Below are 23,305 nucleotides of genomic sequence, written 5' to 3'. Positions count from 1 at the left end.
TGTCTGCCTACCAGCCAAACCCGTACCCGGAGATCGCACAAGGGTGCCCCCGCGCCAGGAAAATACGATTGCGCCCAGGCCGGGTTCCCCGCCAGCATGCCCCGTATGCACCACACGGGGGAGCGCCCATGAGCGCGCGGCTGCGCGGGATCGCGCGCGAGACGGAAGCGGTCGTCGAGGCCGGGCGATATCGCAACGCGGCAGGTCAGGACGTGTCCATCGAGCGAGCGGTGGCCGCCGCACGCTCCGGCACCACGCTCTACGGCCCCGATCCGGTGCCCGTCGCCGCCCTGGACACCGACCGCACCCCGCACATCGAGGTCACCGCCGAGAGCAGCCTCGCCGCGGCCCGCCGGATGACCGGCGAGGCCCCCGGCCGGGTCGCCGTCCTGAACTACGCCTCGGCCCGCAACCCCGGCGGCGGCTACCTGAACGGCGCGCAGGCCCAGGAGGAGGCCCTGTGCCGGGGATCGGCCCTCCACACGACCCTGCTGCGCGCCCCCGAGTACTACGCGCACCACCGCGCGGAGCGCAGCGCCTTCTACACCGACCGGGTGATCCACTCGCCCGCAGTGCCGGTCTTCCGCGACGACCGAGGCCACTTCCTGGACGCCCCGTACACGGCGGGATTCCTCACGTCGCCCGCGCCGAACGCCGGAGTGATCCGACGGCAGACCCCCGAGGACGCCCACCGGATCCCGGCTGCCCTGGCCTCCCGCGCCGAACGGGTGCTAGAGGTCGCGGCCGTACGGGGCTATCGCAGGCTCGTCCTGGGCGCCTGGGGCTGCGGGGTTTTCCAGAACGACCCGGGCCAGGTGGCGGAAGCGTTCCGGGCGCTGATCGGCGAGGGCGGCCGGTTCGGCGGCCACTTCGAGCAGATCGTCTTCGGGATCCTGGACCGGAACCCCGACTCCGCCGTCCGCGCCGCCTTCGCCCGGACCTTCGCCTGACCGGCACCATGCCCGGGGGTGCTCAGCTCCAGCCGTACCGCTCGCGCAGCCGCCCCACGACCCGGTCGAAACGCTCCCGGTCCAGCGCGCACGCCTCCCGGCGCATCCCGTCCTCGTGGACGCGCAGCACCCGGTCCAGATCGGCCCAGGACGGCCGCCCCGAGCTGTCCCACGGGCCCGCGCCCAGAGACACCCACTCGTGGTCCCGGTCGTGCTGCTTGCTGGAGAGCTGGACGGCGAGGACCGTGCCCGCCTCCTCGCGGGCCACGACGAGCACCGGCCGGTCCTTCCCGCGCCCGTCGTTCTCCTCGAAGGGCACCCAGGTCCAGACGATCTCGCCGGGATCGGGATCGCCGTCGCGATCGGGGGCGTAGGAGGTGCGCACGGAACCCACCTCGGCGGGATCGGCCTGCACCGTGGCGGTCGGCCCGCTGCTGCCGGGCACGTCAAAGGGGTTGTCGGAACGGTAGGCGCTGTCTTGGAAGGTCATCACCACACCGTAGAACCCCTGCCCCCGGATCCCGGGAGGGGGGCGTCGGACCGGGAGCGCGGGGCGGTGTTCCGGCCACCGTGACCGGACCTGCGGGGCCCGGGCCGAAACCCGCTCCCACGGGTCTGGAAGACTGCCCGACGCCATGAGCCAGTTACCCAAGCAGCCCGCCGAAGTCTCCGTCCCGACCAGCGCCGATGTGGCCCGCCTCGCCGGAGTGTCCCGGGCCACCGTGTCGTACGTGCTGAACAACAACACCGGCGTCCGGATCAGCGATCCCACCCGACGCCGGGTCAGGGAGGCCGCCCTCCAGCTCGGTTACGTACCGCACGCGGCCGCCCGCAGTCTGCGCGCCGGACACAGCCGCATGGTCCTGTTGCCCTCCGGCCAGATACCCGGGGGGCCACTGCACCAGTACTTCTTCGAAGAACTCCAGTCGGGGTTACGCCGGCTGGACTACACCGTCGTGCAGTACGGCAGCGTCGGCCTCACTGCCGACGAGGCGGCCACCGCCTGGGCCGAACTGCGCCCCGTCGCCGTCGTCGTACCGCCGGGCATCACCCTCACCCCGCACGGCACGGGCATACTGACCCGCTCCGGCGCCAAGGCGGTGATCACCCTCGGGCCCGACCCGGTCCCGGGGGCGCACGGCCTCGTCATCGACCAACGCCGGGTCGGGGAAAGCGCCGTGGAACACCTGCTGGCCCGGGGCCGCCGCCACATCGGCGTGGTCATGCCCCAGGAACCGTGCCGGGAGTCCTTCTCGGAAACCCGCCTCGCCGGGGCCCGGCGCGCCGCCGAAGCCGCCTCGGCGCGGATCTGCCCGCTGCCGCTGCGGTACGAGGAGGAGTCCGCGCAGCAGTTGGCCGCCCGCTGGGGCGAACTGGGGCTGGACGCGGTGTTCGCGTACAACGACGAGTACGCCATGCTGATGATGCGGGCGCTCCAGGACGCCGGGGTGGCCGTGCCCGCCGACACGGCGGTGATCGGCGCGGACGACTCCCTCATCGGCAGGCTGCTGCGCCCCCGGCTGAGCACCGTCCGGATGGATCTGGCTATGCCGCAGCCGCTGGCGGAGACGATCGACCGCATGGTCCAGCACCCGGGCGGGCCACCGGTCCACCACGACCTGCTCCGCACCAGCGCCGTCCACCGGGAATCCAGCTGACCGCCTCCGGCGCTGGGCATGCGCGGTGCACGGCGCATGTCTAGCGTCGGAGGCATGAGCCATCCGCAGAGTTACGAGCTGCTCCTGATCCCCGACCACAGCCGGACCCGGAGCGGTGGCCCCGGCCGGCCGATCCGTTCCGCGGTCGTCGCCGCCACCGGCGAGACGGGGGCATCGGGCTATCCCCGGTACGCCGGCGAGGGCATGGAGGCGGACGTCGATCCGGTGACCCGGACGGTGGAGGCCGTGCTCATCGACGGCGAGGAGCTCGACTACGGCATGTCGGTGCGTGTCGCCGGGGCCGAGGGCGAGCGCCGACCGGGCGGCTAGGGCGTGTCCGGCGGATCAGGACCGGATAGGCCCTAGGGAGCGCGCCGGGCGGCTACTGGGCCTCCGGCTGCCCCTGCCCCGCCTCGGCCGCCCGCTTCTGCTCCTCGACCGACTTGCGGACCTCGTCCATGTCCAGATTCCGGGCCTGTCCGATGACGTCCTCCAGGGCCGCCTCGGGCAGCGCGCCGGGCTGCGCGAAGACCGCGACGTTGTCACGGACGATCATCAGCGTCGGGATGGAGCGGATGTCGAAGGCCGCCGCCAGCTCCTGCTGCGCCTCGGTGTCGACCTTGGCGAAGACCAGATCCGGGTGGCGCTCGGAGGCCGAGTCGTAGACCGGCGCGAACTGCCGGCAGGGGCCACACCAGGAAGCCCAGAAGTCGATCAGGACGAAATCGTTGTCGCTGACGACCTGATCGAAGTTTTCCTTGGTGAGCTCGACGGTGCTCATACTGGGGAACCTCTTCCTGTGCCCGTGGGGTCCTGTCCGGTCCTGTCCGGCACAACGGTGACTGCTCTTGCGCTATTCCGCCTGCCCATGTGGCCGGTGCGCACACCCACGAGGAGACTGTTTCCATGACTGACGCAGGGAAGATCTCCGAAGGCTCGCCCTACGACGTCGTGGTCGTCGGGGCGGGGCCCGTGGGCGAGAACGTCGCGGACCGGGCGCGGGCCGCCGGGCTCACCACGGCGGTGGTGGAATCCGAACTGGTCGGCGGCGAATGCTCCTATTGGGCCTGCATGCCGAGCAAGGCGCTGCTGCGCCCCGTCGTCGCCCGTGCCGACGCCCGCAGGGTGCCGGGGCTGAGCGCCGCCGTGCAGGGCCCCCTGGACGTGGGGGCCGTCCTCGCCCACCGGGACGCGGAGACGAGCCACTGGAAGGACGACGGCCAGGTCGCCTGGCTGGAGAGCGTTGGAGCGGACGTCTACCGGGGTACGGGCCGGCTCACCGGCCCCCGCGAGGTCACGGTCACCGCTCCCGACGGCACGGAGCACCGGCTCACCGCCCGGCACGCCGTCGCTGTCTGCACCGGCAGCCGGGCCGTCGTCCCCGCCCTGCCCGGCATCGAGGAGGCCCGCCCCTGGACCAGCCGCGAGGCCACCAGCGCCAAGGAAGCTCCCGGCCGGCTCGTGGTCGTCGGCGGGGGAGTCGTGGGCGTGGAGATGGCCACCGTCTGGCAGGCGCTGGGCTCCGAGGTGACCCTGCTGATCCGGGGCGGCGGCCTGCTCCCGAAGATGGAGCCGTTCGCGGGCGAGCTGGTCGCCGAGGCGCTCACGGAGGCCGGGGCCACGATCCGTACGGGCGTCTCCGTCACCGCCTTGCACCGCCCCGCGCCCGACGGACCGGTCACCGTCGAACTGGACGACGGCGACCGCGTCGAGGCCGACGAGATCCTCTTCGCCACCGGCAGGGCCCCGCGCACGGACGACCTGGGCCTGGAGACGATCGGCCTCGAACCGGGCTCCTGGCTCACCGTGGACGACAGCTGCCTCGTGGAGGGCACGGACTGGCTGTACGCGGTCGGGGACGTCAACCACCGCGCCCTGCTGACCCACCAGGGCAAGTACCAGGCCCGGATCGCGGGCGCGGCGATCGCCGCCCGCGCCGGCAACGCCTCCCTGGACACCGCCCCCTGGGGCACCCACGCGGCCACCGCCGACCACCGGGCCGTCCCCCAGGTCGTCTTCACCGACCCCGAGGCCGCGTCCGTCGGCCTGACCCTCGCCGAGGCCGAACGCGCGGGCCACCGCGTCCGCGCCGTCGACCACGACCTCGCCTCGGTCGCCGGCTCTGGCCTCTACGCCGACGGCTACCGGGGCCGCGCCCGCATGATCGTGGACCTGGACCGCGAGATCCTGCTCGGCGTCACCTTCGTCGGCCCGGGCATCGGCGAACTCCTCCACTCGGCAACGGTCGCGGTCGCGGGGGAGGTCCCCATCGACCGTCTGTGGCACGCGGTCCCGGCGTACCCGACGATCAGCGAGGTGTGGCTGCGGCTGCTGGAGACTTGGCGGGGGTAGGAGCCGCCGGCGCGTACGGACCGGCCGTCAGGCCGCCTCCGCGGGCGCCGGCTCCTCCACGCTGCGGGAGTTGGTGAGGCTCAGCGCACCGACCGTCGCGATCAGGCCTACGGCGACGGCGAGCACGGCGTACGCGATCCGCTCGCCGTGGAAGAAGGAGGCGACCAGGTCGCTGCTCCACACGCCGGCCGGGAGCTGGGTGGTGACCAGCGCGGCGATCAGCGTGCCGACCGCGGCGGTGCCGACGCTGGTGCCGACCTCCTGCGCGGTGTCGTTGAGCGCGGTGCCCATCGAGGTGCGGTTGGCCGGCATCGCGTCGACCAGCGCGACCGCGCAGATCGTCATGACGGTCCGCAGTCCGATCGTCATGAGCACCATGCAGAGCGCGATGACGACGTAACCGTGCTCGACACCCCAGGACAGTCCCGCCAGCGCGACGGCCAGGCAGGCCGCGCCCACCAGGCAGGCGACACGGTGACCGTAACGCCGGGCCAGTCCCTCCGAGACGGGCGTCGCGAGCAGCATGGTCACGATCAGCGGCAGGTTGGCGAGGCCGGCCCGTACCGGGCTCCAGCCGTACGCGTACTGGAAGTGGAGGATGAGCCCGAACATCACGCCGGCCATCGCGATGGACGTACCGATCTGCGCCACGGCGGCGCCGCGGACCGTGCCGTTGGAGAACAGGCCGAGGTCCAGCATGGGCGCCGGGCTGCGGCGCTCGTGGAGGACGAAGGCGATCGCGGCGACGGCCGCGCCCACGACCGAACCGATGGTGAGGGCCGAGAGCCAGCCGTTCTCGACGCCGCTGGTCAGCGCGTAGCAGGCGAGCCCGATGGTGAGGACGCTCAGCGCTGCGCCCGGCACGTCGAGCCGGTCGCGGGTCAGGTCCTCGGGCCGGTCGGCCGAGACGCCGAGGCGGACCCCGATCCAGGCGATCACCGCGATCGGGGCGTTGACGACGAGCAGCCACTCCCAGCGCACATGGGCCAGGGCCGTGCCGCCGATCAGCGGTCCGAGGATGAAGCCGGACATGCCGACGACGATCATCACCGTCATGGCGCGCATCCGCAGCGCCTTGTCGTCGAAGAGGCGGAACACCAGCGAGTTCGTGATCGGGGCCATCGCCGCGGCGGCGATGCCGAGCAGGGCGCGCAGGGCGATGAGCTCGCCCGCGGTGGTAACCCAGACGGCGCACAGGCTCAGCGCGCCGAACACGGCCAGCCCGACGAGCAGGACGCGGCGGCGGCCGAGCCGGTCGGCCAGGGAACCGGCGGTGAGCAGCAGGCCGCCGAAGGTCAGTGAGTAGGCGCTCGTGACCCATTGCAGTGCGGTGGTCCCGCCGCCGAGGTCGCGCCCGATGGTGGGCAGCGCGATCGACAGCAGGGTGTTGTCGACCATCTCGACGAAGAAGGCCAGGCAGAGAGCGGCCAGCGGGATCCACGCGGCGCGCAGGGAGGGATAGGTACGGGAAGCGGGGGGTTTCAGTATCGCGGTCGTCATGGCGGCGCTCCTTTCATCGAACGCCGCTCGACTATCGAACGATGTTCCATAAGGTACGATAGAACAGCGTTCGATAGAGATGCAAACGAAGGGCAGAGGCCATGCCGCGCCACCAGAACCGGGCCGCCGCGGGCGGCCGCCGCCGGGCTTCGCACTCGATGGAGTCCGTGCTCACCGAGGCGGTGGCGCTCCTCGACGAGGCAGGTCCTTCGGCGCTGACGTTCCGGGCCCTCGCACAGCGCCTCGGGGGCGGCGTGGCCAGCATCTACTGGTACGTCGCAAGCAAGGACGAGCTGCTCGACCGCGCCACCGATCACGTCATCGGCGGCGTTCTCGCCGAGATCGAGGCGATCGAGCCCGGCGACGACCCGATCGACCATCTGCGCGCGATGTCGCTGACCCTGTTCGACGCGATCCTGGTACGGCCCTGGCTCGGCAACTACTTCATGCGCAACACCGACATCCAGGGCAACGCCCTGCGCCTGTACGAGAAGCTGGGGCAGCCGACCCTGCGGCTGAAGCTCACCGCGCGCCAGCGGTTCCACGCCGTCTCGGCGATCACAACGGTCGTTGTGGGCTCCGCCGTCGACCTGGGGCAGGAACCGCCCGAGGAGGTTCTCGACGGCGCCGTCGGCCGCGACGAGTTCCTCGGCCGCTTCGCCGCGACCTGGCGGCAGCTCGACGCCGCCGCCTTCCCCTTCGTGCACGAGATCGTCGACGAGTTCGACGGGCACGACGACGTCGAACAGTTCCGCGCCGCGCTGGACCTGACCCTGGCGGGGCTGCGCCTCCAGGCCGGCGACTGAGCGGGTCGCGTACAGCGGACCGGGCAGTGCGTTCCGGGGCTCCGGACGCGTTGTCAGTGGTGGCGCCTAAAGTTTCTCCCAATCGTCACGGTGCGTTGCCGTCGACGGGTTTCATCAGCATGCCGCCACGGCGGCGGCTGTCCGGCACGACGGGGAGAACAGCGCATGGGGTGGGTCTCGGCGGGCGACTACGAAGTCGCTCTGGAGGCGGGCAAGGTGGTCTGCCGCAACGGGAAGGGCCGACGGCTGAAGTCCGTTCCGGCCAAGGTGAAGGACGATCCGGCGGTCGTCGGCCTCCGGCAGCTGACCGAGTGGCTGGAGCGGCACGAGAGCCGGTGCCTGAGCGATGTCGAGCAGTGGATGGTGCGTTCGCTGCCCGTTCCCACCGCCGTGCTCGCCCGGGTCTGGCCCGACCCGGCGTGGCAGGCGGCCCTGCGGGACGTGGTGGTCACCGGCGCGGACGGCGGGGTCGCCGGGTTCCTGCGCGACGTCGACCCGGAGCGCGGTCTCGGACTCGTCGACCTGGACGGTGACACCGTCCGCATCACCCCGGACGTCGTGAGCGTGCCCCACCCCGTCCTGCTGGAAGACCTCGACGAGCTGCGGGAGTTCGCGGTCGAACTGGAAGTGCGCCAGAACGTGGAGCAGCTGTTCCGCGAGGTGTGGCACCGCCCGGCCGGCCTCGCCCCGGACACCACCTCCGTGGACACCTACGCCGGCGGCGCGTTCAAGGAACTGCGCTTCCTGCACGGCCGTGTCACCCAGCTCGGGTACCGGTCGCGCGGCGGTTACGCGGTCTGCCCGGTCGTCGAGGACGGCGCGAGTGTCGAGGCGCGTATCTGGATCGGCGAGCACGACGGATACGACGCGTACGACACCGAGACGGGCCCCCTGGGCTGGACCGACGCCTCGGGGCGCGCGCTGACGGCGGCCGAGGTCGGCCCCGTGGCGTGGTCCGAGGGTATGCGCATGGCGGCGGCGCTCTACGCCGGCCGCGACGTGGCGGACGAGGAGCGGGCGGCATGAGCATCACGACGAACACCGAAGCGAACACGGCGGCAGCGGGCTCGACGGCCCTCCCCGCCCAGAACCGGGGCCGCGGCGCCGACGCCCGCGCCGCTGACGCCCGCGCCGCTGACGCCCGCGTGGCGACCCTGCTGGACGCGGGCGCGATCCTCCCGGCCGGGACCACCGACCGGGACGACGCCGACACACTGACCGCCCGCACCTACACGCACACCGCCCTCGGGGACCGCGCGGTGGTCCGGCTCGTCCCCGGCACGCTCGGCGAGGCCGAGGACCTGGCCCTGGAGTTCCTCGGGCTGGCCCGGACCGCGGAGGCCCCCGTCGTCGGGCAGGTCCGCCGCGAGACGCTGGGCTTCCCCGCCTGGGCCCTGGTCAACGACCCGGCCAACGGGCACCACGCCCTCGCCCTGGTCAAGGACATCGAGCGGCTGGGCCGCCAGGCCAAGACCCGCGCCGGCGCGGCCAAGGAGGGCTTCGACGAGCTCGGCACCCGGCTCGGCCGGGCCGTGCCGCACTTCCTCCCCACCTACTACGAGCAGGTGGCCCGCCTCTTCCTCCAGGCCGAGAACGCCACGTACGCCGCCTCGTTCTTCGGCAAGGCCCGCGAGGCCGAGCGCGTCCATGGCCTCGTCGTGGACGAGGACCGGCAGCGCGCCGTCTTCCTGGAGTTCGCCCTCGCCGGCGCGCTGACCGTCAAGGCGCTGCGCCAGTACGTGCGCGACCTGGTGGCCCGGCTCGCACCGGCGGACGCCTGGGCGCAGTTCCGCCGCTTGCTGGTCGAGCGCTGCGCCGCCGGTATGCCGCCGTACGCGGCGCTGCCGCAGGACGTCCGCACGCTGGTCAAGGCCGCCGGGCTGGACCGCGAGAGCGCCGAACGCGAGCTGGTGGCCGACCTGATCGGCTCTCCCGGAGTCGTCCGCGCGCCCGCCTCGTTCTGGGCGACCTACGGCTCCGCGCTCACCGCTCTCGCCCGGGCGGACGTGTCCGTACGGGCCCGGCTCCTCGGGTTCTTCCCGGAGACCTTCAGCGAGAACGGCCGCGACACGGACGGCGAATCCGACTGGCTCGCGCTGCTGACTGAGTCCGGCGCGGAGGAACTGCTGACCGCCCTCCCGGCATCCGGCCCGGCTTCCTCCGGCCCGGCCTCCTCCGACCTGGCCTCCTCCGAGTCCGCCGGTCGCTTCGACGCGGCCGTCTCCCCGGCGGACTGGCTCGCCCGCTGGGAGGCGTACCGACGCCGCAACCGGACCACCTCGGGCCGCAGCCCCCGCACCCTGGACCTCGCCGCCCGGATGACGGACCGGCTGCGCGCCGACGGACGCCCCGTCGAACTGTTCCAGGGCCGCTGGCAGCCCACCGCCGACCTGGACCTCCTCGACCTCTGCCTGGCCTCCGGAGTCCCCGTGGCCGAGCCGGACGACCAGGGCACGGGCCGTGGCCACGGGCGGTCGCACGGCTTCTCGCTGGGCCAGTGGCTCGCCGACGACGCGCCCGGACGGCGGGATCTCGCCGCCGTCGCCGAACACCCGGGCTTCCGCGACCTCCTCCGCCGGAACGTCGGCGGACTCGGCGACGGTCGCGGCCAGCGGCTGAGCGACACCGGTATGGCGAAGCTGGCCGCGCACCCCGTGCTCTCCGTCCTCCTGCGCGAGTGGCTGACCGGCTGCGCCGAGGAGTACACCGCAGCACGAGGACTCCCCGGGCTGCGCATCGCCCTCAACAAGCTCTCGCCGTTCCGCGCCGTCGTCGCGGACGTCGCCCCGGAGGCCGCGCGCCTCCTCGAGCAGCACGACATCGTCCCGCTGCTCGGCTCCACCCTGCGCACGGGCGTCTTCGACGAACTGGGCTGGCCCGCGCTCGACGAGACGTACGCCGAACTGGCCGCCGAGGCTGCCACCGTGGCGCGCCGGGGGAACAACCGGTCGCAGAACGTCGGCGTCACCGGCGCCTGGCCCGCGCTGATCCTGAGCACGCCGGAGCGGGCCGTCGTCGTCGGCCCGGAAGGCGTTCTGCTGCGGCACACCCTGCGCCTGCCCCCGAGCACCGACCAGTGGCGGACACCCTTCTTCCGTTTCGTCGACGGCGAGTTGCTGGTGATCTGGTGGGAGGACGGCAAGCAGCGCGGCTACTGGTCGCACCGCCCCGCCGAGGTCTTCACCGTCGGCGGCGACCAGGTCCCCCGCTGGGGCCGCCCCAGCCTCTCGGACGAGGTCTGCGTACCGCTGCCCGGCGGCGGTCGCGCCACCGGCGGCAAGGCCCTGCACGCGGGCGACACCACCCTCCCGCCCCAGCGCGCCGTCCTCGCCGACGGCACCGGACACTGGCGGGAGGGCCACCAGGGCACTCGGACGGTGTGGCTGGAGTACGACCCGGTCAGCGGCACCCACGGCCGCGCCTCCCTCCCCGCCTTCCTCCGCTCCGGGGTGCAGGACGGCACCCGGCTGCTCGCCGAGCACTGCCAGGTGCTGCCCCTCCAGCCCGGTCTGGAGACCACCCCGTTCGGCACGGACGGCACGGTCCTCGGCCGCTGGGTCCGCCGCACCGCCACCGAGCCCGGCACGGCCGCCCCCGCCGAAGGCGACCGGACCGTCGCCGGCACCCCCGACGGCCACACGGTCGCCCTGCCGCACCCGCTGCCCGACGGCGCCACCGTGGTGCCGCTCGGCGCCCTCACCCTGCCCGGCGGGTCGCGGCCCGTCGTGGTCCTGCGCCACCGGTCCGTCGAAGCGCACCCGGCGGACACCGACGGCACCGGCGGCGGCCTGTGGTCCGTCGGCACCGACTCCTCCGGCGGGAACGACGCGGCGGGCACCCCCTACGTGCCTCCCGCCGTCTACTGGCACGCCCTGCGCCCGAGGGACGAGGAAGGCTCCGCCGCCCTGCGGAAGCTGACGGACGCCCGGGCCGACGAGCTGTTCGAGGAGGTCGCCGCCGCGGTCGCCCGGCACCTCAAGGCGTTCCGGGCGGTCGAGGAGTACACCGGGCCCTCGTCGCGGGAGATGAGCCAGGAGGCCGTCGCCCGGGTGCTGCCCGAGGTGTCCGACGTACGCCTGCTCGCGGGCGTCACCGCGCTCGTACGGAACGCCGTGGACCGGGCCGTCGCCGTCGCCCAGTACCTGGAACCGCCCGCGCCCGCGCAGCCGGTCACGCCCCGGAACACCGCACGTACCCAAGGCATGTTCTTCGACCACGAGCCCGAGCACGGCGACGACACGACCCTGCGGGCCGCCACCGCCTGGGGCTCCGAGCAGATGCGCGGCAGCTGGTGGGGAGGGGGACACCGGTGGACGGTGATCCGGCAGATCCTCGCCGTCAACCACGTCCTCGGCGGCGAGCCGGCGTTCGGCCCGCCCACGCCGTCGAAGGTCCCCTTCACCCCCGTGGACGGCTGGCAGCGCGACGAGTACACCGTGCCCGGGGTATCCGTCACCTGGACCTCCCTCCTCGACAAGCTGCCCGAACTGGCCTACCGGGCCGCCTCGGAGGCCACCTCCGCCGAGCACCGCACCGGACTCCTCGTGCTGCTGGAGGCGCTCGCCGCGGGCCCGCTGGCCGACCCGGCGGGCACGGTCCGGCGGGTGGAGCTCATCGAACCGCTCGACGTGGCGGCCCCCGGTCGGACAGGACGTCCCGAGGCCGTGCACCGCCTCGGCCAGGTGTTCCGCAAGGGCTCCCGCACCGTCGTGATCCTGGCCGAGCAAGGCCGCAACTCCCGGGACGACGCGGTCCGCTGGCTCGCCCTGGACCACGACCCGACCGGAGCCTTCGGACCCGTCCCCGGCTTCACCCTCGACCGCGAGCACGTCCACCGGCAGGGCATCGCCCGCGACCGGCTCACCCGGCTGACCGCCCTGGTCCGGGACAAGGGCCCGGCGCCCTGGCGTCCGGAAGCCGCCGAGGCGTTCCACACGGCCACCGGAATCGGCCCCCTCCAGGCCACCGCGCTGCTGTCGGCGGCCGTCGAGGAGCCCGGCGCCGAGGCGCTGGCCCTTCTCGGTACGAAGACCCGCGCCTTCGAGACGGCCCAGGACCGGCTGGACGCCCTGCCCCGCGACGAACGGCACACCGTGCTCCGCGCGTTGCTGCCCGAGGACCCGGCCGAGCTGTGGTCCACGGGCCCCGACGTCCGGGCCGCCGCCGAGGCATGGGGCGAACACCTGGGCTCCCTCGTCCGCGTCCCCGAGGAACTGGACCTCGACCTCAGCGGCGCCACGGCCGCCTCCGTCGACCTGATCCTCAACGCGGGCACCCGCAGCTGGCTCGCCCACGGCACCCCCGTACCGGACGGCACCGCCCGCCCGGCCCTCCACCGGGTCAGCGCGCGCGGAGCGGTCGCGAACGCCCTGACCGCCCTGCGCACCCTCGCGTACACGCTGCCGTACGGGCACCCCCTGCGGGCCCACCTGCCCGTCGGCCTCGCGGCCCTGCGCAGCCGCCTCGCCGACCCGGGACTGGTGCTGGACATCGGCCTCGACTGGACCGATTCGGGGATCCCCCTCGGCACCGCGATCCGCGCCGCGCACGGGCTCCCCGAGTCCGGCGGCGCCGAGGCCGACGGAATGGTCCGGGCCGGATCGGCGCTGCTCCTCACCCCCGGTTACGGCAACAACGAGAAGCTGCTCATCCGCCCGGCGGGCCTGGCAGGCCCCGACGACCCGGCGTTCGGCCTGGTCGAGGGCACCGTCAGCCCCCACCTCACCGGCGACCTCCTCGCCCTGCGCGCCCTGCTCGACCAGGAGACCGACGCACTGGTCTCGGCCGGCGCACCCGACGGCTCCGCGCACCACCCGGCCCAGGACCCCACGCGTACGGTGCCGGACCTGGTGGCCGAGACGGCCGACGCCCTCGCCCTGAGCACGGACGCCGCCGCCCTCTACCTGATGCTGCTCGCCCTGCCCGACCCCACGGACCGCAACTGCGTCCGCTGGACCGAGTGGAAGCCGGCCCGGATCAAGAAGGCCCGCGCGGAACTCGCCGCCACCGACCTCGTCGTGGAGGCGAAGCGCTCCCGCGCCGGCCGCACCCTGTTCCTGCCCTGCGGCTGGCTGGAGCGCGGAGCCCCCGGGCTGCCGCTGGAGACCTGGAAGGAAAGCCTGTACCCCCTGGCCGGGTCCGCCCGGATCCTGCCCCACCTCCCCGTCCCCGCGCTGTACGCAGCCGCCTGGGCCCGGGTCCGGGGCGGCGACGCCCCCGCCTTCGAAGAACTGGACACCCGCGCCACCCGGAAGGGCCGCCGCCGATGACGAACGACACCACGACCACCCCGGACAGCACCACCACCGGAGACATCCCCGGCCAGGCGACAGCCCCCGGCCACGAGCCACGGCAGATCACCCCGCCCGAGGACCGGTACGCCACCGAGCTGGCCTTCCTCGCCGCGCACGACTCCGGCCCCCGCCCGCCCGGCTGGCTGCTCACCCCCCGGGCCGTCGTCACCTTCGTGATGGGCAGCGCGGGTGACGCCCTGAGCCTGCCGAAGGGGGCCCGGCCCGGAGCCGGAGTGCCGCGCCGCCTCGTGATCGAGCAGAAGTTCGTCGGCGAACGCGCCCTGGTCGAACGGTGTGTGGTCACCCTCGCCGGGGAACGCGGGCTGCTTCTCGTGGGCGAACCGGGCACCGCGAAGTCCATGCTCTCCGAGCTGCTGTCGGCGGCCGTCTGCGGGACCAGCGCGCTCACCGTGCAGGGCACCGCGGGCACCACGGAGGACCAGCTCAAGTACGGCTGGAACTACGCCCTGCTGCTCGCCCAGGGCCCCACCGAACAGGCCCTGGTTCCGTCCCCGGTCCTCACCGCCATGACCCGGGGGGCCGTAGCCCGCGTCGAAGAGGTCACCCGCTGCTTGCCGGAGGTCCAGGACGCCCTGGTGTCCTTGCTCTCCGAGCGGCGGATCGCGGTGCCGGAACTGGCGGGCGGTGCGGGAGCCCAGGTGCACGCGGCCCCCGGCTTCACCCTCATCGCCACGGCCAACCTCCGGGACAAGGGCGTCTCGGAGATGTCCGCCGCGCTGAAGCGGCGCTTCAACTTCGAGACCGTGGGCCCCATCGGCGACGTGGACGCCGAGACCGCACTCGTCCGCCGCCAGTCGCGGGCCGCCGTCGAACGCGTGGGCGCCGCCTACCAGGTGGACGACGCGGTCCTCGAAGCCCTCGTCACCGCCTTCCGGGACCTGCGCGAGGGCCGCTCCGTGGAGGGCTGGGAGGTCGAACGCCCCTCCACGGTGATGAGCACGGCGGAGGCCGTTTCCGTCGCGGGCTCCCTGGGCCTGGCCGCCGCCTATTTCCCCGGAGACCGGGACGTGCTCTCGCTGCTGCCCGGTCATCTGCTCGGCGTCGTCCGCAAGGATGACCTGGCCGACGCGGCACGGCTGCTGGGGTACTGGGACGGGCCGGTGCGCAGGCGAGCGGAGCAGGGGTCGGCCACGTGGCGCGCGCTGTGGGACCTGCGCGCGGTGCTGGAGAGCTGAGGGATGAACGAGTCGACGATGGCCGGGGCCGGGGCCGGGGCCGGGGCTGGTACGGGGACGTTGGCGGTGGCGGGCGCCGATGGGGCGGGCGTCACTGCGGAGGTGTCGACTGCCGGCGCCGAGGTGCCGACCGCCGGTTCCCTCCTGCGGGGTCCGGAGGGCGGACTGGCCACCGCGGAAGCCGCGGTGGAGGCCCTTGCGGCGGCGGGTCCCGGGGCGCCGTTCCTGATCGGGGTGCGTCACCACGCGCCCTCGCTGGCGGCGGCCCTGCCCGCCCTGTTGGACGCGGCGGCCCCCGACGTGCTTCTCGTCGAACTGCCCGCAGAGTTCCAGCCCTGGATGGGCTGGCTCGCCCACGAGGAGACCGAGGCCCCGGTGGCGCTGGCCGCTGTGCCCGGAGTCGGTTCGGCAGGTGAACGGGGCCCGGCCTTCTACCCGTTCGCGGACTTCTCGCCCGAACTGGTCGCGCTGCGCTGGGCGGCGAGGAACGGCGTCCCGGCCGTGGCCTGCGACCTGCCTCTGGCCGACCGGGCGTGGGCGGAGGGCCGCGACGGAGCTCCCGCCCCCGTTCCCGGCGCAGCCTCCGCACCCGTGCCGGGGGAGGGGCACGGGCTGTCCGACGCGCTCCGGTCCCGGCTCACCGGCAGGGACGGCGACGACCTGTGGGACCGCCTGGTGGAGGCACAGGCACCCGGTTCGACACCCGAGGCGCTGCGCCGTGCAGCCCTGCTCACCGGCTGGGCGCTGCGTTACGAGGCCGAGGCGCGGGGCGGGGTGCACGGCACGGACCTGGTACGCGAGGCATGCATGCGCGGACATGTCGCCGAGGCCCTGGCGAACGGACGGCGGCCCGCGGTGGTGGTGGGTGCCTTTCACACTCCGGCGCTGCTGATGTCTGCGGCGGGGGTGAGTGGGGCGGGCAGGGCGGCAGGGACCGCTGGGGCTGCGGGGAAGGCCGAGGAGTCGGACCTGGCTGCCGTGTCGGAGCCGGGAACGCAGGGCCTGGCCGAGGCACCGGAGGCGAGCGCGGGCGGGGACCCCGACGGCACTGCCGGGGACGCCTCGTGCACGGTCTCCCTGATCCCGTACACGTATCCGTTGCTCGACTCCCGCTCCGGTTACCCGGCCGGTATCCGGGACCCGGAGTGGCAGCACACCGTCCTGGAGGCCGCCGGGGACCCGGCGGCCGTGCACGAGGCGCTGGTCCGTACCGCCGTACGTCTCTGCGCCGCCCTGCGCGAACAGGGCCACCCCTACGGGCCGGCGGACGGCCGGGAGATCGTCCGGGTCGCCGGTGACCTGGCCCGGCTGCGCGATCTGCCCGCGCCGGGCCGCGGCGAACTCCTGGAAGCCGTCCAGACGGTGCTGGGGCGCGGCGAGACCTACGGCACGGGCCGCGCTGTCGCCCAGGCCCTCGAACGCGTACTCGTCGGAGCCCGCACGGGAAGGCCCGCGCCCGCCGCCCCGCGCAGCGGACTGAGCCCCGCCGTCGAGGCCGAGACCGCGGCGCTGGCGCTTCCCGGGCCGCAGGACGCGCACGAGAAGGCACCGCGCGACCTTCGGCTCGATCCGGCACGCTCCGCCCTGGACCGTCGCCGCGAACTGCTGCTGCGCAGGCTGACGGTGTGCGGCATTCCCTACGCGCAGGAGCAGGAGGTGACCGGCGCGGCGGGCGGTGAAGGGCTGACGACGCGCTGGCGGGTGCGGTGGACCCCGGCGACCGCCGCGATGCTCACCGCCGCCGGGGCCCGTGGTGTCACCCCGGCCCAGGCGGCCGAAGGTGTGCTGCGGCAGCGCCACGCGGCCGAGCGCGCGGAGGGCGGTCCGACGGCCGCCCAGGTCGTCCGCGGCCTCGCGGAGGCCGCCGCGTGCGGGCTGCCCGGCCCGGCCGACGACCGGCTGACCGAACTGGCCGCCGTGCTCCCCGCGAGCGGCACCCTTCCCGAACTCCTCGCCGGGCTCGACCTGCTGGACCGTATCGACGCGGGCCATCTGCCGGGCCTGACGGTGACGGGCGGCCCCGACAACCGGCCCGACAGCTCCGACGTACCGTCCGACGCTTCCGGCGGGCCGTCAGGCGGCCCGGCGGCCCCGGACACCGCCAGGGCCGCCCGCACCGCGCACGCGGCGGAGCTGCTGACCGCCGCCGCGGTGCGCCAGGTCGAGGGCCTGACCGGCTCCGAGAAGCCGGAGGACGCCCGCGCCCTGCTCGAACTGGCCCAGCGGGCCGACCGGCTGGGCGGCATCCGGCTCACCGATGCCCTCGCCCGGCTGGCCGCCGACGGTGCCCCGTTGATCGCCGCGGCCGCCGGAGCGGTCAGGGTGCTCACCGGCCACGAAGAGGCCGAAGCGTTCGGTGAGCGCGTCGCCTCCTGGGTGGACGGGGCCGTGGACAGCACCTCCCGGGCCATGCTCACCGCCCGTCTCTCCGGCGTCCTGACGGTCGCGGGCCCGCTGCTGACCGTCGGCGTCGGCACCCTGGACCCGTTGCTCGACCGGGTCGTCGAGCTGGACGACTCCGCGTTCCTGGCCCGGCTGCCGGCGCTGCGCGGTGGCTTCGACACCCTGAGCCCGGCCGCCCGGGACCGTTTGCTGGGCACCGTCGAGGAGCGGTTGGGCGAACGGGTGGACGACCTCGACGCCGACGATCCGGCCGAGCTGGCCCGCCGTACGGCCGCCGACCTCGCGGCCCGGGAGCTGCTGACGGTACTCGGCCTTCCGTTCGCGGCACCCGCCCACGACGACGGGCTCCCGCCGCCGTCCGGCGACCCCGTTGCCCCCGCGACTGCTCCCCTCGCTGGGGGAGCCGCCGCGTCTGTGCCCCCGGCCGAGGAGGCCTCCGCGACGACACTCCCCGCCACGACGGCCCCGACCACGGCGTCCTCCACCGGGGCGATCCCCGCCACGATGACGCCCCTGACAATGGCGCCCCTCACCGGGGCAGCAGCCGCCGCAACCGTGGCCCCGGCCGAGGAGGCCTCCGCGACGACACTCCCCGCCACGATGGTCCCGGCCACGGCGTCCTCCACCGGGGCGATCCCCGCCACGATGACGCCCCCGACCATGGCGACCCCCACCGCAGTCGTCCCCGTCACTGCACCCTCTGCCGAGGCGGCCCTCGCCACCGTGCCCCCTGCCGAGGCGGTCCTCGCCACGGCACCACCCGCCGAGGCGACCCCCATCGAGGCCCCTGCCACGGCGGCCTTCACCAAGGCGGCCCCAGCCACGGAACCCCCTGCCGAGGCGACCCTCGCGCAGGCTCCCTCCCGTACCCTCGCGCCCGCCGACCGGTGGCGGCTCGTGCTCGGTCGGAGTGCCGACCGGCTGCCGTCCGGAGCTGCCCGTCTCGCGACCGCGCTGGACGAGCTGTACGGCGCGGGGCACGGCGAGGGTTCCCGTAGCGGCATCCCCGGGCGCGACGGTTCCGGAGCGGGCGGTGGCCGGGAGCCGTCGTTCCCCGGCGTCCGCGAGTGGTCCGAGGAACTGGCCTCACTGTTCGGCCCCGGTGTTCGCGAAGAGGTCCTGGCCGCCGCGGCCGTGACAGGGCGGCAGGACGTCCTCGCCGAACTCGACCCGGCCGCCGCCACGCCCTCCGTAGAACTGCTCCGGACGATCTTGCAGTACGCCGGCGGCCTTCCCGAAGCCCGCCTCGCGGCGCTCCGCCCGCTGGTGCGCCACCTGGTCGACGAACTGACCCGGCAGCTTGCCACCCGGCTGCGACCCGCGCTGACCGGTACGACGACGGCCCGGCCCACCCGCCGCCCCGGCGGTCGGCTCGATCTGCCGCGCACCCTCCACGCCAATCTGGCCACCGCCCGCCGTACGGCCGACGGCACGATCCAGGTGATCCCCGAGAAGCCCGTCTTCCGCAGCCGCGCCCGCAGATCGGCGGATTGGCGTCTGATCCTGGTCACCGACGTCTCCGGATCCATGGAGGCCTCCACGATCTGGTCCGCGCTGACCGCCTCCGTCCTGGCCGGGGTGCCGACCCTGAGCACCCACTTCCTGGCGTTCTCCACGGAGGTCGTCGACCTCACCGGCCATGTGCGCGACCCCCTTTCCCTCCTGCTCGAAGTGAGCGTGGGCGGCGGAACGCACATCGCAGCCGGGCTCCGCCACGCCCGCGGCCTGATCGAGGTGCCCTCGCGCACCCTCGTTGTCGTCATCAGCGACTTCGAGGAGGGGGCGCCGCTCGCCGGACTGCTGGCCGAGGTGCGAGCGTTGGTGAACACCGGCTGCCACGTCCTCGGGTGCGCGAGCCTCGACGATGCCGGTCGGCCCCGGTATTCGACGGGCGTCGCCGGGCAGCTCGTGGCCGCCGGGATGCCCGTGGCAGCCCTCAGCCCACTCGAACTGGCCCGTTGGATAGGGGAGAAGACCGCATGAACGCCGACCGGTTGCCGCCCGTCGCGCCGGAGGTCACGGCGACACTCGTGGAGGGCCTTTCGCCCCGGCTGCGCAAGCGCCTGGACGCGGCGGTCGCCAAGCTCGCCGCCCGCCCGACGCACCGCGACGGGGACACCGCGACGATCGAGGTCGACGACGAGACCGAGCTGCGCCTGCACGCCCCGGGCGGGGTGGTGGCGAGGGCCGAGGACATCACCTGCGGCTGCCTTCTCGCCCCGGCCTGCGTCCACCGCCCGGCCGCAGCCTGCGCCGCCCCCGTGGCCGACCCGGCGCCGGAGCCGGTCGCTCCGCCCACCCTGGAGACCCCGGGGGCCCCTGGAGCGGCCTCGGCACCCGGGTCGGCCGAACAGCCCACCCCGGAAGCCCCCGGGGCGGCCGCAGCGCCTGGGCCGGCCGACACCCGTGAAGCCCCCGGAGCAGCCTCAGCACCGGACCCGGCCGCCGCCCTCGGCCTTGCCCCGGCGCCCGACACCGGCTCCGGCCTCGCCCCCGCCCCCGATACCGCCCGAGCCCTCGCGCCGGATACCGCCCCCGACGCCGCCCGCGCGTCCGCGAAGGACACCGCCCCCACCCCCAACATCGCCCCCGCCCCCGACACAGCAACCCCCGACCAACGTGCCGCCGCCGACGCTCTGTGGGCGGCTGGCGCCGCCGTGTTGGAGGTCGGGGTCGACGGGGCCGGGGCCGTCACCCAGTCCGTTCTTCTGCGGGCCGCGCACACCGCCCGGCTCCGGAACCTGCCCCGCGCCGCGGGCGCCGCGCTCTCCGTCGTCACGCTGCTGCGCGCGGCCCGCGCCGGGGACCCGTCGTACCGCACCGCCGACCTCGTCACCGCCCTGGCCGAACTCCTGGGCACCGCCCGCCGCGTGGGGACGGCGTCCGGGGCGGAGCTGGAGGCCGTCAGAGGGCGGGTGCGCCGCCCGTACAGCCCCGACGGGTCGCTCCGCCTGTACGGCCTGTTCACCGAACCCGTGGTCACCGACTCGGGGCACGGCGGCGTCCGCACCTGGGTCGCCGCAGCCGACGGCCGGCTCTTCACCGTCGGCGACGTGGCGCCCGGCGGCGTGGGGCGCGCCCTCGGGGTCGCCGACCGGGCCGTGCGGCTGGGGGACAGCGCCCTCACCCACCGGGAGCTGGGCCGCGCCGGCCTGGCCGTCTCGGGAGCGACGGTCTCGCCGGACGGCAGACTGGGCGCCGGAAAGGGTGTCAAGGCCGTTACCGCCCGGGGCGCGGCCTGGACGGAAGCGCCGCTCGCCGCCCTGTGGGAGACGCCACCGGCCGAACAGGCTGCCCGCGCCCTGCGGTCCACCTCCCGGTACGCGGACCCGGACGGCGCCGGCGGCGACCTGCTCTTCCTGGACGTCGAACTCCTCGGCGCGGTACGGGAACCTGGTGGCACCTGCCTGCTCGCGCTGTGCGAAGGAGGCGTCCTCGTCCGGCTCGCCGTCGCCGACGACGACCCCGCGCTGGCCCACCGTGACAACCTGGCCCTGCTGGCCGCGGCGCCCGGGACCCGGCTGCGGATCATCGGCCGCCTGGTTCCCGCCGCCCACCCCCGGCTCACCCTCCTCGCGTGCTCGCACCCCACCGGCGACGGCGCGATCGGCGAGGGCACGATCGACCTCGGCCTCGACCGGCTGCGCCGCGCCGACCTCCCGGACCCGGCCGCCCCCGCGCACTTCGCCCCGCCACAGCCCGCGGGACCCGGCGCGCAATCGCCCCTGTACCTCCTGGAGCGCCGGGTCGAACAGACGGTTCCCGCGGGCCGCGTCGCCCTCGGCATGCTGGGCGACGTCAGCGCTGAGACCCGTCGGCTCCGCCGCGGTGGTCTCCCCACGGCCGCCGCACTGCTCACCGCCCTGTGCGCCTCGGCGGCCCAACGTGATCGCGATCTGTTCGGCCGTCTGCTCCCGGCCGACACCGACGGCTTCGCCGCGTACTGGCTGGCCGCCGCCCGCTACACCGCCGCCGTGTCCGAATCGCTGTGCGCGGCAGCCTGGAACCCGGCACGAGAGGACGCCGACGAAGTGGCCCACCACAGAGCAGCCTCATGAACTCCCGTCGGCGAACTCGGCGAACTCGGCGGACTTGGCGAACTTCGCGGACCCTGCGGACGACGGCTTCGCGAACCGGGTGAAGAACTCCAGCGCCGCGATGTCGTCGACGGCCTCGCGTCCGGCGACCTGGTCGACGGTGGCGCCCTGGAGCAGGCGTTTGACGGGGACCTCCAGCTTCTTTCCCGTACGGGTGTGGGGCACGGCGGGCACCTCGATCACGGTGTCCGGGACATGCCGCGGCGAGGCGTGGATCCGGATCGCCGTCGCGATGTCGGCGCGCAGGGCGTCGGTGAGCCGGTGGCCGGGTGCCATGACGACGAACAGCGGCATCCAGTACGTCCCGTCGGGGAACTCGGCGCCGATGACCAGGCTTTCGCGGATCCCGGGCAGCTCGTCCACGACGGCGTAGATGTCGGCGCTGCCGAGCCGCACCCCATGGCGGTTGAGGGTGGAGTCGGAGCGGCCGGAGACGATGACGCCGCCGTGAGCCGTCATCGTCATCCAGTCGCCGTGCCGCCACACTCCGGGGAAGGCGGAGAAGTACGCCTGGTGGTAGCGGGTGCCGTCCGGGTCGTTCCAGAAGGCGAGCGGCATCGAAGGCATCGGGCGGGTGACCACGAGCTCTCCGACCTCGTCGGTGACGGGCCGGCCCCGGGGATCGAAGGCGTGGAGGGCCACGCCGAGCAGCGGGGCGGAGATCTCTCCGGGCCGTACGGGGACGGTCGGGGAGCTGCCGGCGAAGCCGCTCACGATGTCCGTGCCCCCGCTGGTGGAGGCCGTCTGCACCCGGGGGCCCACATGGTCGTGGACCCAGTGGTAGGAGTGGGCGGGCAGCGGGGCGCCGGTCGAGCCGAGCGTACGCAGGGCCGAGAGGTCGAGATCGCGGCCCGGTTCCAGGCCCGCCTTGGCCGAGCCCTGGAGATAGCCGGGGCTGACGCCGAGGACGGCGGTCCGGTGTTCGGCGGCCAGCTCCCACAGCCGCTCGGGGCCCGGATGGGTGGGACTGCCGTCGTAGAGGACGATCGTGGCGCCGACCAGCAGGCCGGAAACGACCATGTTCCACATCATCCAGTTGGTGGTGGTGTACCAGCAGAACCGGTCGCCGGGGCTCAAGTCGAGGTGGAGACCCAGGAGTCTGTGGTGGTCGAGGAGGACTCCACCGTGGCCGTGGACGATGCCCTTGGGGGTGCCGGTGGTGCCGGAGGAGAACAGCACCCACAGGGGCGCGTCGAAGGGCAGCTCCTCGAAGACGCACTCCTCATCACCGGCGAGTGCGTCCTGCCAGGTCACGGTGGTCCCGTACGGGGCGGAGCCCGCGGTGGCCGGGTCCTCCGGCAGGCCCAGGTTCGGTATCCGTACGGCGACCCGGACGGACGGCAACGCCTCGCGCAGCGCGGCACTCTCCGTACGGCGGTCGTGTGCCCGGCCGTTCCACCGGTAGCCGTCGGCGGCGAAGAGCACGACCGGTTCGAGCTGGCCGAACCGGTTCGCGGCGCCCTCCACGCCGTAGTCCTGCCCGCACGCCGACCAGACCGCGCCGATGGCGGCGGATGCCAGGAACGCGACGACGGAGTGCGACGTGTTGGGCAGGTAGCCCACGACGCGGTCTCCCGGCCGGACCCCCTGCCGCCGCAGCCAGGCCGCCAACGCGCCGACCTGGGAGCGTAGTTCCGCCCAGGTGGTGTACGTGGTCGTGGCGTCCTCGCCCACCGAGATCATCGCGGTGGCGGCCGGGTCGCCGGTGCGCAGGGCGTGTTCGGCGTAGTTCAGGCGGGCGCCGGGGAACCAACGGGTGCCCGGCATCGGGGTGTTGTCGAGGACCTGGTCCCAACTGCCGGTCATCCGGAGGTCGAAGAAGTCGGCGACGGCCGACCAGAAGCCGGCCAGATCCTCCACCGACCACTCCCACAGGGACCGGTAGTCGGCGTGGGCGGTGCCGGTGCGCCCGGCGACGAATTCGGCGAACCGGGTGATGCGCGCCCGCGCCGCCTCGGCCGGATCGGGGAGCCAGACCGGCTCGGCGGCGCCGGTCCCGTACGACGTGCTCACTGTGCTCCTCCGGTGTGCTGGTACATGGCGGTCGCCT

General features: G+C 74.4%; 14 protein-coding genes. 10 read left to right on the top strand and 4 right to left on the bottom strand.

Annotated features, from left to right (window positions below; all coding sequences use genetic code 11):
* Window positions 1-128: 128 nt before the first annotated feature.
* Entirely contained in the window at window positions 129-950 is an 822-nt protein-coding gene (locus tag A3Q37_RS00545; protein WP_065475900.1) for a TIGR02452 family protein, read from the top strand.
* A 22-nt stretch (window positions 951-972) separates the two neighbouring features.
* Here A3Q37_RS00545 and A3Q37_RS00540 read toward each other — a convergent pair whose 3' ends face one another.
* Complete coding sequence (locus A3Q37_RS00540; protein ID WP_065475896.1) at window positions 973-1,440, bottom strand: type II toxin-antitoxin system PemK/MazF family toxin; 468 nt, start codon at window positions 1,438-1,440, stop codon at window positions 973-975.
* 145 nt (window positions 1,441-1,585) lie between these two features.
* Between A3Q37_RS00540 and A3Q37_RS00535 the strand changes: the two genes are divergently transcribed.
* A complete protein-coding gene (locus A3Q37_RS00535; protein WP_065475893.1) occupies window positions 1,586-2,608 on the top strand; it encodes a LacI family DNA-binding transcriptional regulator in 1,023 nt (340 codons plus the stop codon).
* Between the two features lie 54 nt (window positions 2,609-2,662).
* Window positions 2,663-2,938 carry a hypothetical protein gene (locus A3Q37_RS00530; RefSeq protein WP_065475891.1) on the top strand — a complete coding sequence of 92 codons (276 nt, stop codon included), beginning with the start codon at window positions 2,663-2,665 and terminating at the stop codon, window positions 2,936-2,938.
* A gap of 52 nt (window positions 2,939-2,990) precedes the next feature.
* On the opposite strand, the gene trxA is transcribed toward A3Q37_RS00530, so the two are convergent.
* Complete coding sequence (trxA, locus tag A3Q37_RS00525; protein WP_010058956.1) at window positions 2,991-3,389, bottom strand: thioredoxin; 399 nt, start codon at window positions 3,387-3,389, stop codon at window positions 2,991-2,993.
* 125 nt (window positions 3,390-3,514) lie between these two features.
* Here trxA and A3Q37_RS00520 point away from each other — a divergent pair, with 125 nt between their 5' ends.
* Window positions 3,515-4,960, top strand: coding sequence for an NAD(P)/FAD-dependent oxidoreductase (locus A3Q37_RS00520; protein ID WP_065475888.1), 1,446 nt, complete (start codon window positions 3,515-3,517; stop codon window positions 4,958-4,960).
* A gap of 27 nt (window positions 4,961-4,987) precedes the next feature.
* Here the strand turns inward: A3Q37_RS00520 and A3Q37_RS00515 are convergent, their stop codons facing one another.
* The gene (locus A3Q37_RS00515) at window positions 4,988-6,460 is read right to left on the bottom strand and encodes an MFS transporter (RefSeq protein ID WP_065475884.1); all 1,473 of its coding nucleotides are present in this window, start codon (window positions 6,458-6,460) and stop codon (window positions 4,988-4,990) included.
* Between the two features lie 158 nt (window positions 6,461-6,618).
* Here A3Q37_RS00515 and A3Q37_RS00510 point away from each other — a divergent pair, with 158 nt between their 5' ends.
* The 6 genes from A3Q37_RS00510 (at window position 6,619) to A3Q37_RS00485 (ending at window position 21,216) form a co-directional block, all read left to right on the top strand.
* Entirely contained in the window at window positions 6,619-7,266 is a 648-nt protein-coding gene (locus tag A3Q37_RS00510) for a TetR/AcrR family transcriptional regulator (RefSeq protein ID WP_065476703.1), read from the top strand.
* Between the two features lie 165 nt (window positions 7,267-7,431).
* Complete coding sequence (locus A3Q37_RS00505; protein WP_065475879.1) at window positions 7,432-8,292, top strand: DUF4132 domain-containing protein; 861 nt, start codon at window positions 7,432-7,434, stop codon at window positions 8,290-8,292.
* Window positions 8,289-13,535: a hypothetical protein gene (locus A3Q37_RS00500; RefSeq protein WP_065475875.1), complete on the top strand. Its 5,247-nt coding sequence runs from the start codon at window positions 8,289-8,291 to the stop codon at window positions 13,533-13,535. Before A3Q37_RS00505 ends, A3Q37_RS00500 begins: the two co-directional genes overlap by 4 nt.
* A complete protein-coding gene (locus A3Q37_RS00495) occupies window positions 13,532-14,755 on the top strand; it encodes an AAA family ATPase (RefSeq protein WP_065475872.1) in 1,224 nt (407 codons plus the stop codon). The genes A3Q37_RS00500 and A3Q37_RS00495 overlap by 4 nt, the downstream gene beginning before the upstream one ends.
* 3 nt (window positions 14,756-14,758) lie before the next feature.
* Window positions 14,759-19,141 carry a DUF5682 family protein gene (locus A3Q37_RS37525; protein WP_255311686.1) on the top strand — a complete coding sequence of 1,461 codons (4,383 nt, stop codon included), beginning with the start codon at window positions 14,759-14,761 and terminating at the stop codon, window positions 19,139-19,141.
* Complete coding sequence (locus A3Q37_RS00485) at window positions 19,138-21,216, top strand: hypothetical protein (RefSeq protein WP_065475869.1); 2,079 nt, start codon at window positions 19,138-19,140, stop codon at window positions 21,214-21,216. The genes A3Q37_RS37525 and A3Q37_RS00485 overlap by 4 nt, the downstream gene beginning before the upstream one ends.
* Here the strand turns inward: A3Q37_RS00485 and A3Q37_RS00480 are convergent.
* On the bottom strand, window positions 21,211-23,268 hold the full coding sequence (locus tag A3Q37_RS00480) for an acetoacetate--CoA ligase (RefSeq protein WP_079137587.1): 2,058 nt from the start codon (window positions 23,266-23,268) through the stop codon (window positions 21,211-21,213). The two genes, A3Q37_RS00485 and A3Q37_RS00480, sit on opposite strands and share 6 nt — an antisense overlap.
* Window positions 23,269-23,305 lie beyond the last annotated feature (37 nt).

The sequence above is a fragment of the Streptomyces sp. PTY087I2 genome (assembly GCF_001687325.1).
Classification (GTDB): domain Bacteria; phylum Actinomycetota; class Actinomycetes; order Streptomycetales; family Streptomycetaceae; genus Streptomyces.
Note: the sequence above shows the minus strand (reverse complement) of the source record. Positions and strands in the feature narration are given on the sequence as shown.

Bases quoted from the DNA above. Each gene is read 5' to 3' on its own strand.
- A3Q37_RS00485 (WP_065475869.1), top strand. From the start codon at position 19,138: ATGAACGCCGACCGGTTGCCGCCCGTCGCGCCGGAGGTCACGGCGACA.
- A3Q37_RS00510 (WP_065476703.1), top strand. From the start codon at position 6,619: ATGGAGTCCGTGCTCACCGAGGCGGTGGCGCTCCTCGACGAGGCAGGT.
- A3Q37_RS00500 (WP_065475875.1), top strand. From the start codon at position 8,289: ATGAGCATCACGACGAACACCGAAGCGAACACGGCGGCAGCGGGCTCG.
- trxA (WP_010058956.1), bottom strand. From the start codon at position 3,389: ATGAGCACCGTCGAGCTCACCAAGGAAAACTTCGATCAGGTCGTCAGC.
- A3Q37_RS00520 (WP_065475888.1), top strand. From the start codon at position 3,515: ATGACTGACGCAGGGAAGATCTCCGAAGGCTCGCCCTACGACGTCGTG.
- A3Q37_RS00535 (WP_065475893.1), top strand. From the start codon at position 1,586: ATGAGCCAGTTACCCAAGCAGCCCGCCGAAGTCTCCGTCCCGACCAGC.
- A3Q37_RS00540 (WP_065475896.1), bottom strand. From the start codon at position 1,440: ATGACCTTCCAAGACAGCGCCTACCGTTCCGACAACCCCTTTGACGTG.
- A3Q37_RS00545 (WP_065475900.1), top strand. From the start codon at position 129: ATGAGCGCGCGGCTGCGCGGGATCGCGCGCGAGACGGAAGCGGTCGTC.
- A3Q37_RS00530 (WP_065475891.1), top strand. From the start codon at position 2,663: ATGAGCCATCCGCAGAGTTACGAGCTGCTCCTGATCCCCGACCACAGC.
- A3Q37_RS00505 (WP_065475879.1), top strand. From the start codon at position 7,432: ATGGGGTGGGTCTCGGCGGGCGACTACGAAGTCGCTCTGGAGGCGGGC.
- A3Q37_RS00515 (WP_065475884.1), bottom strand. From the start codon at position 6,460: ATGACGACCGCGATACTGAAACCCCCCGCTTCCCGTACCTATCCCTCC.
- A3Q37_RS00495 (WP_065475872.1), top strand. From the start codon at position 13,532: ATGACGAACGACACCACGACCACCCCGGACAGCACCACCACCGGAGAC.
- A3Q37_RS37525 (WP_255311686.1), top strand. From the start codon at position 14,759: ATGAACGAGTCGACGATGGCCGGGGCCGGGGCCGGGGCCGGGGCTGGT.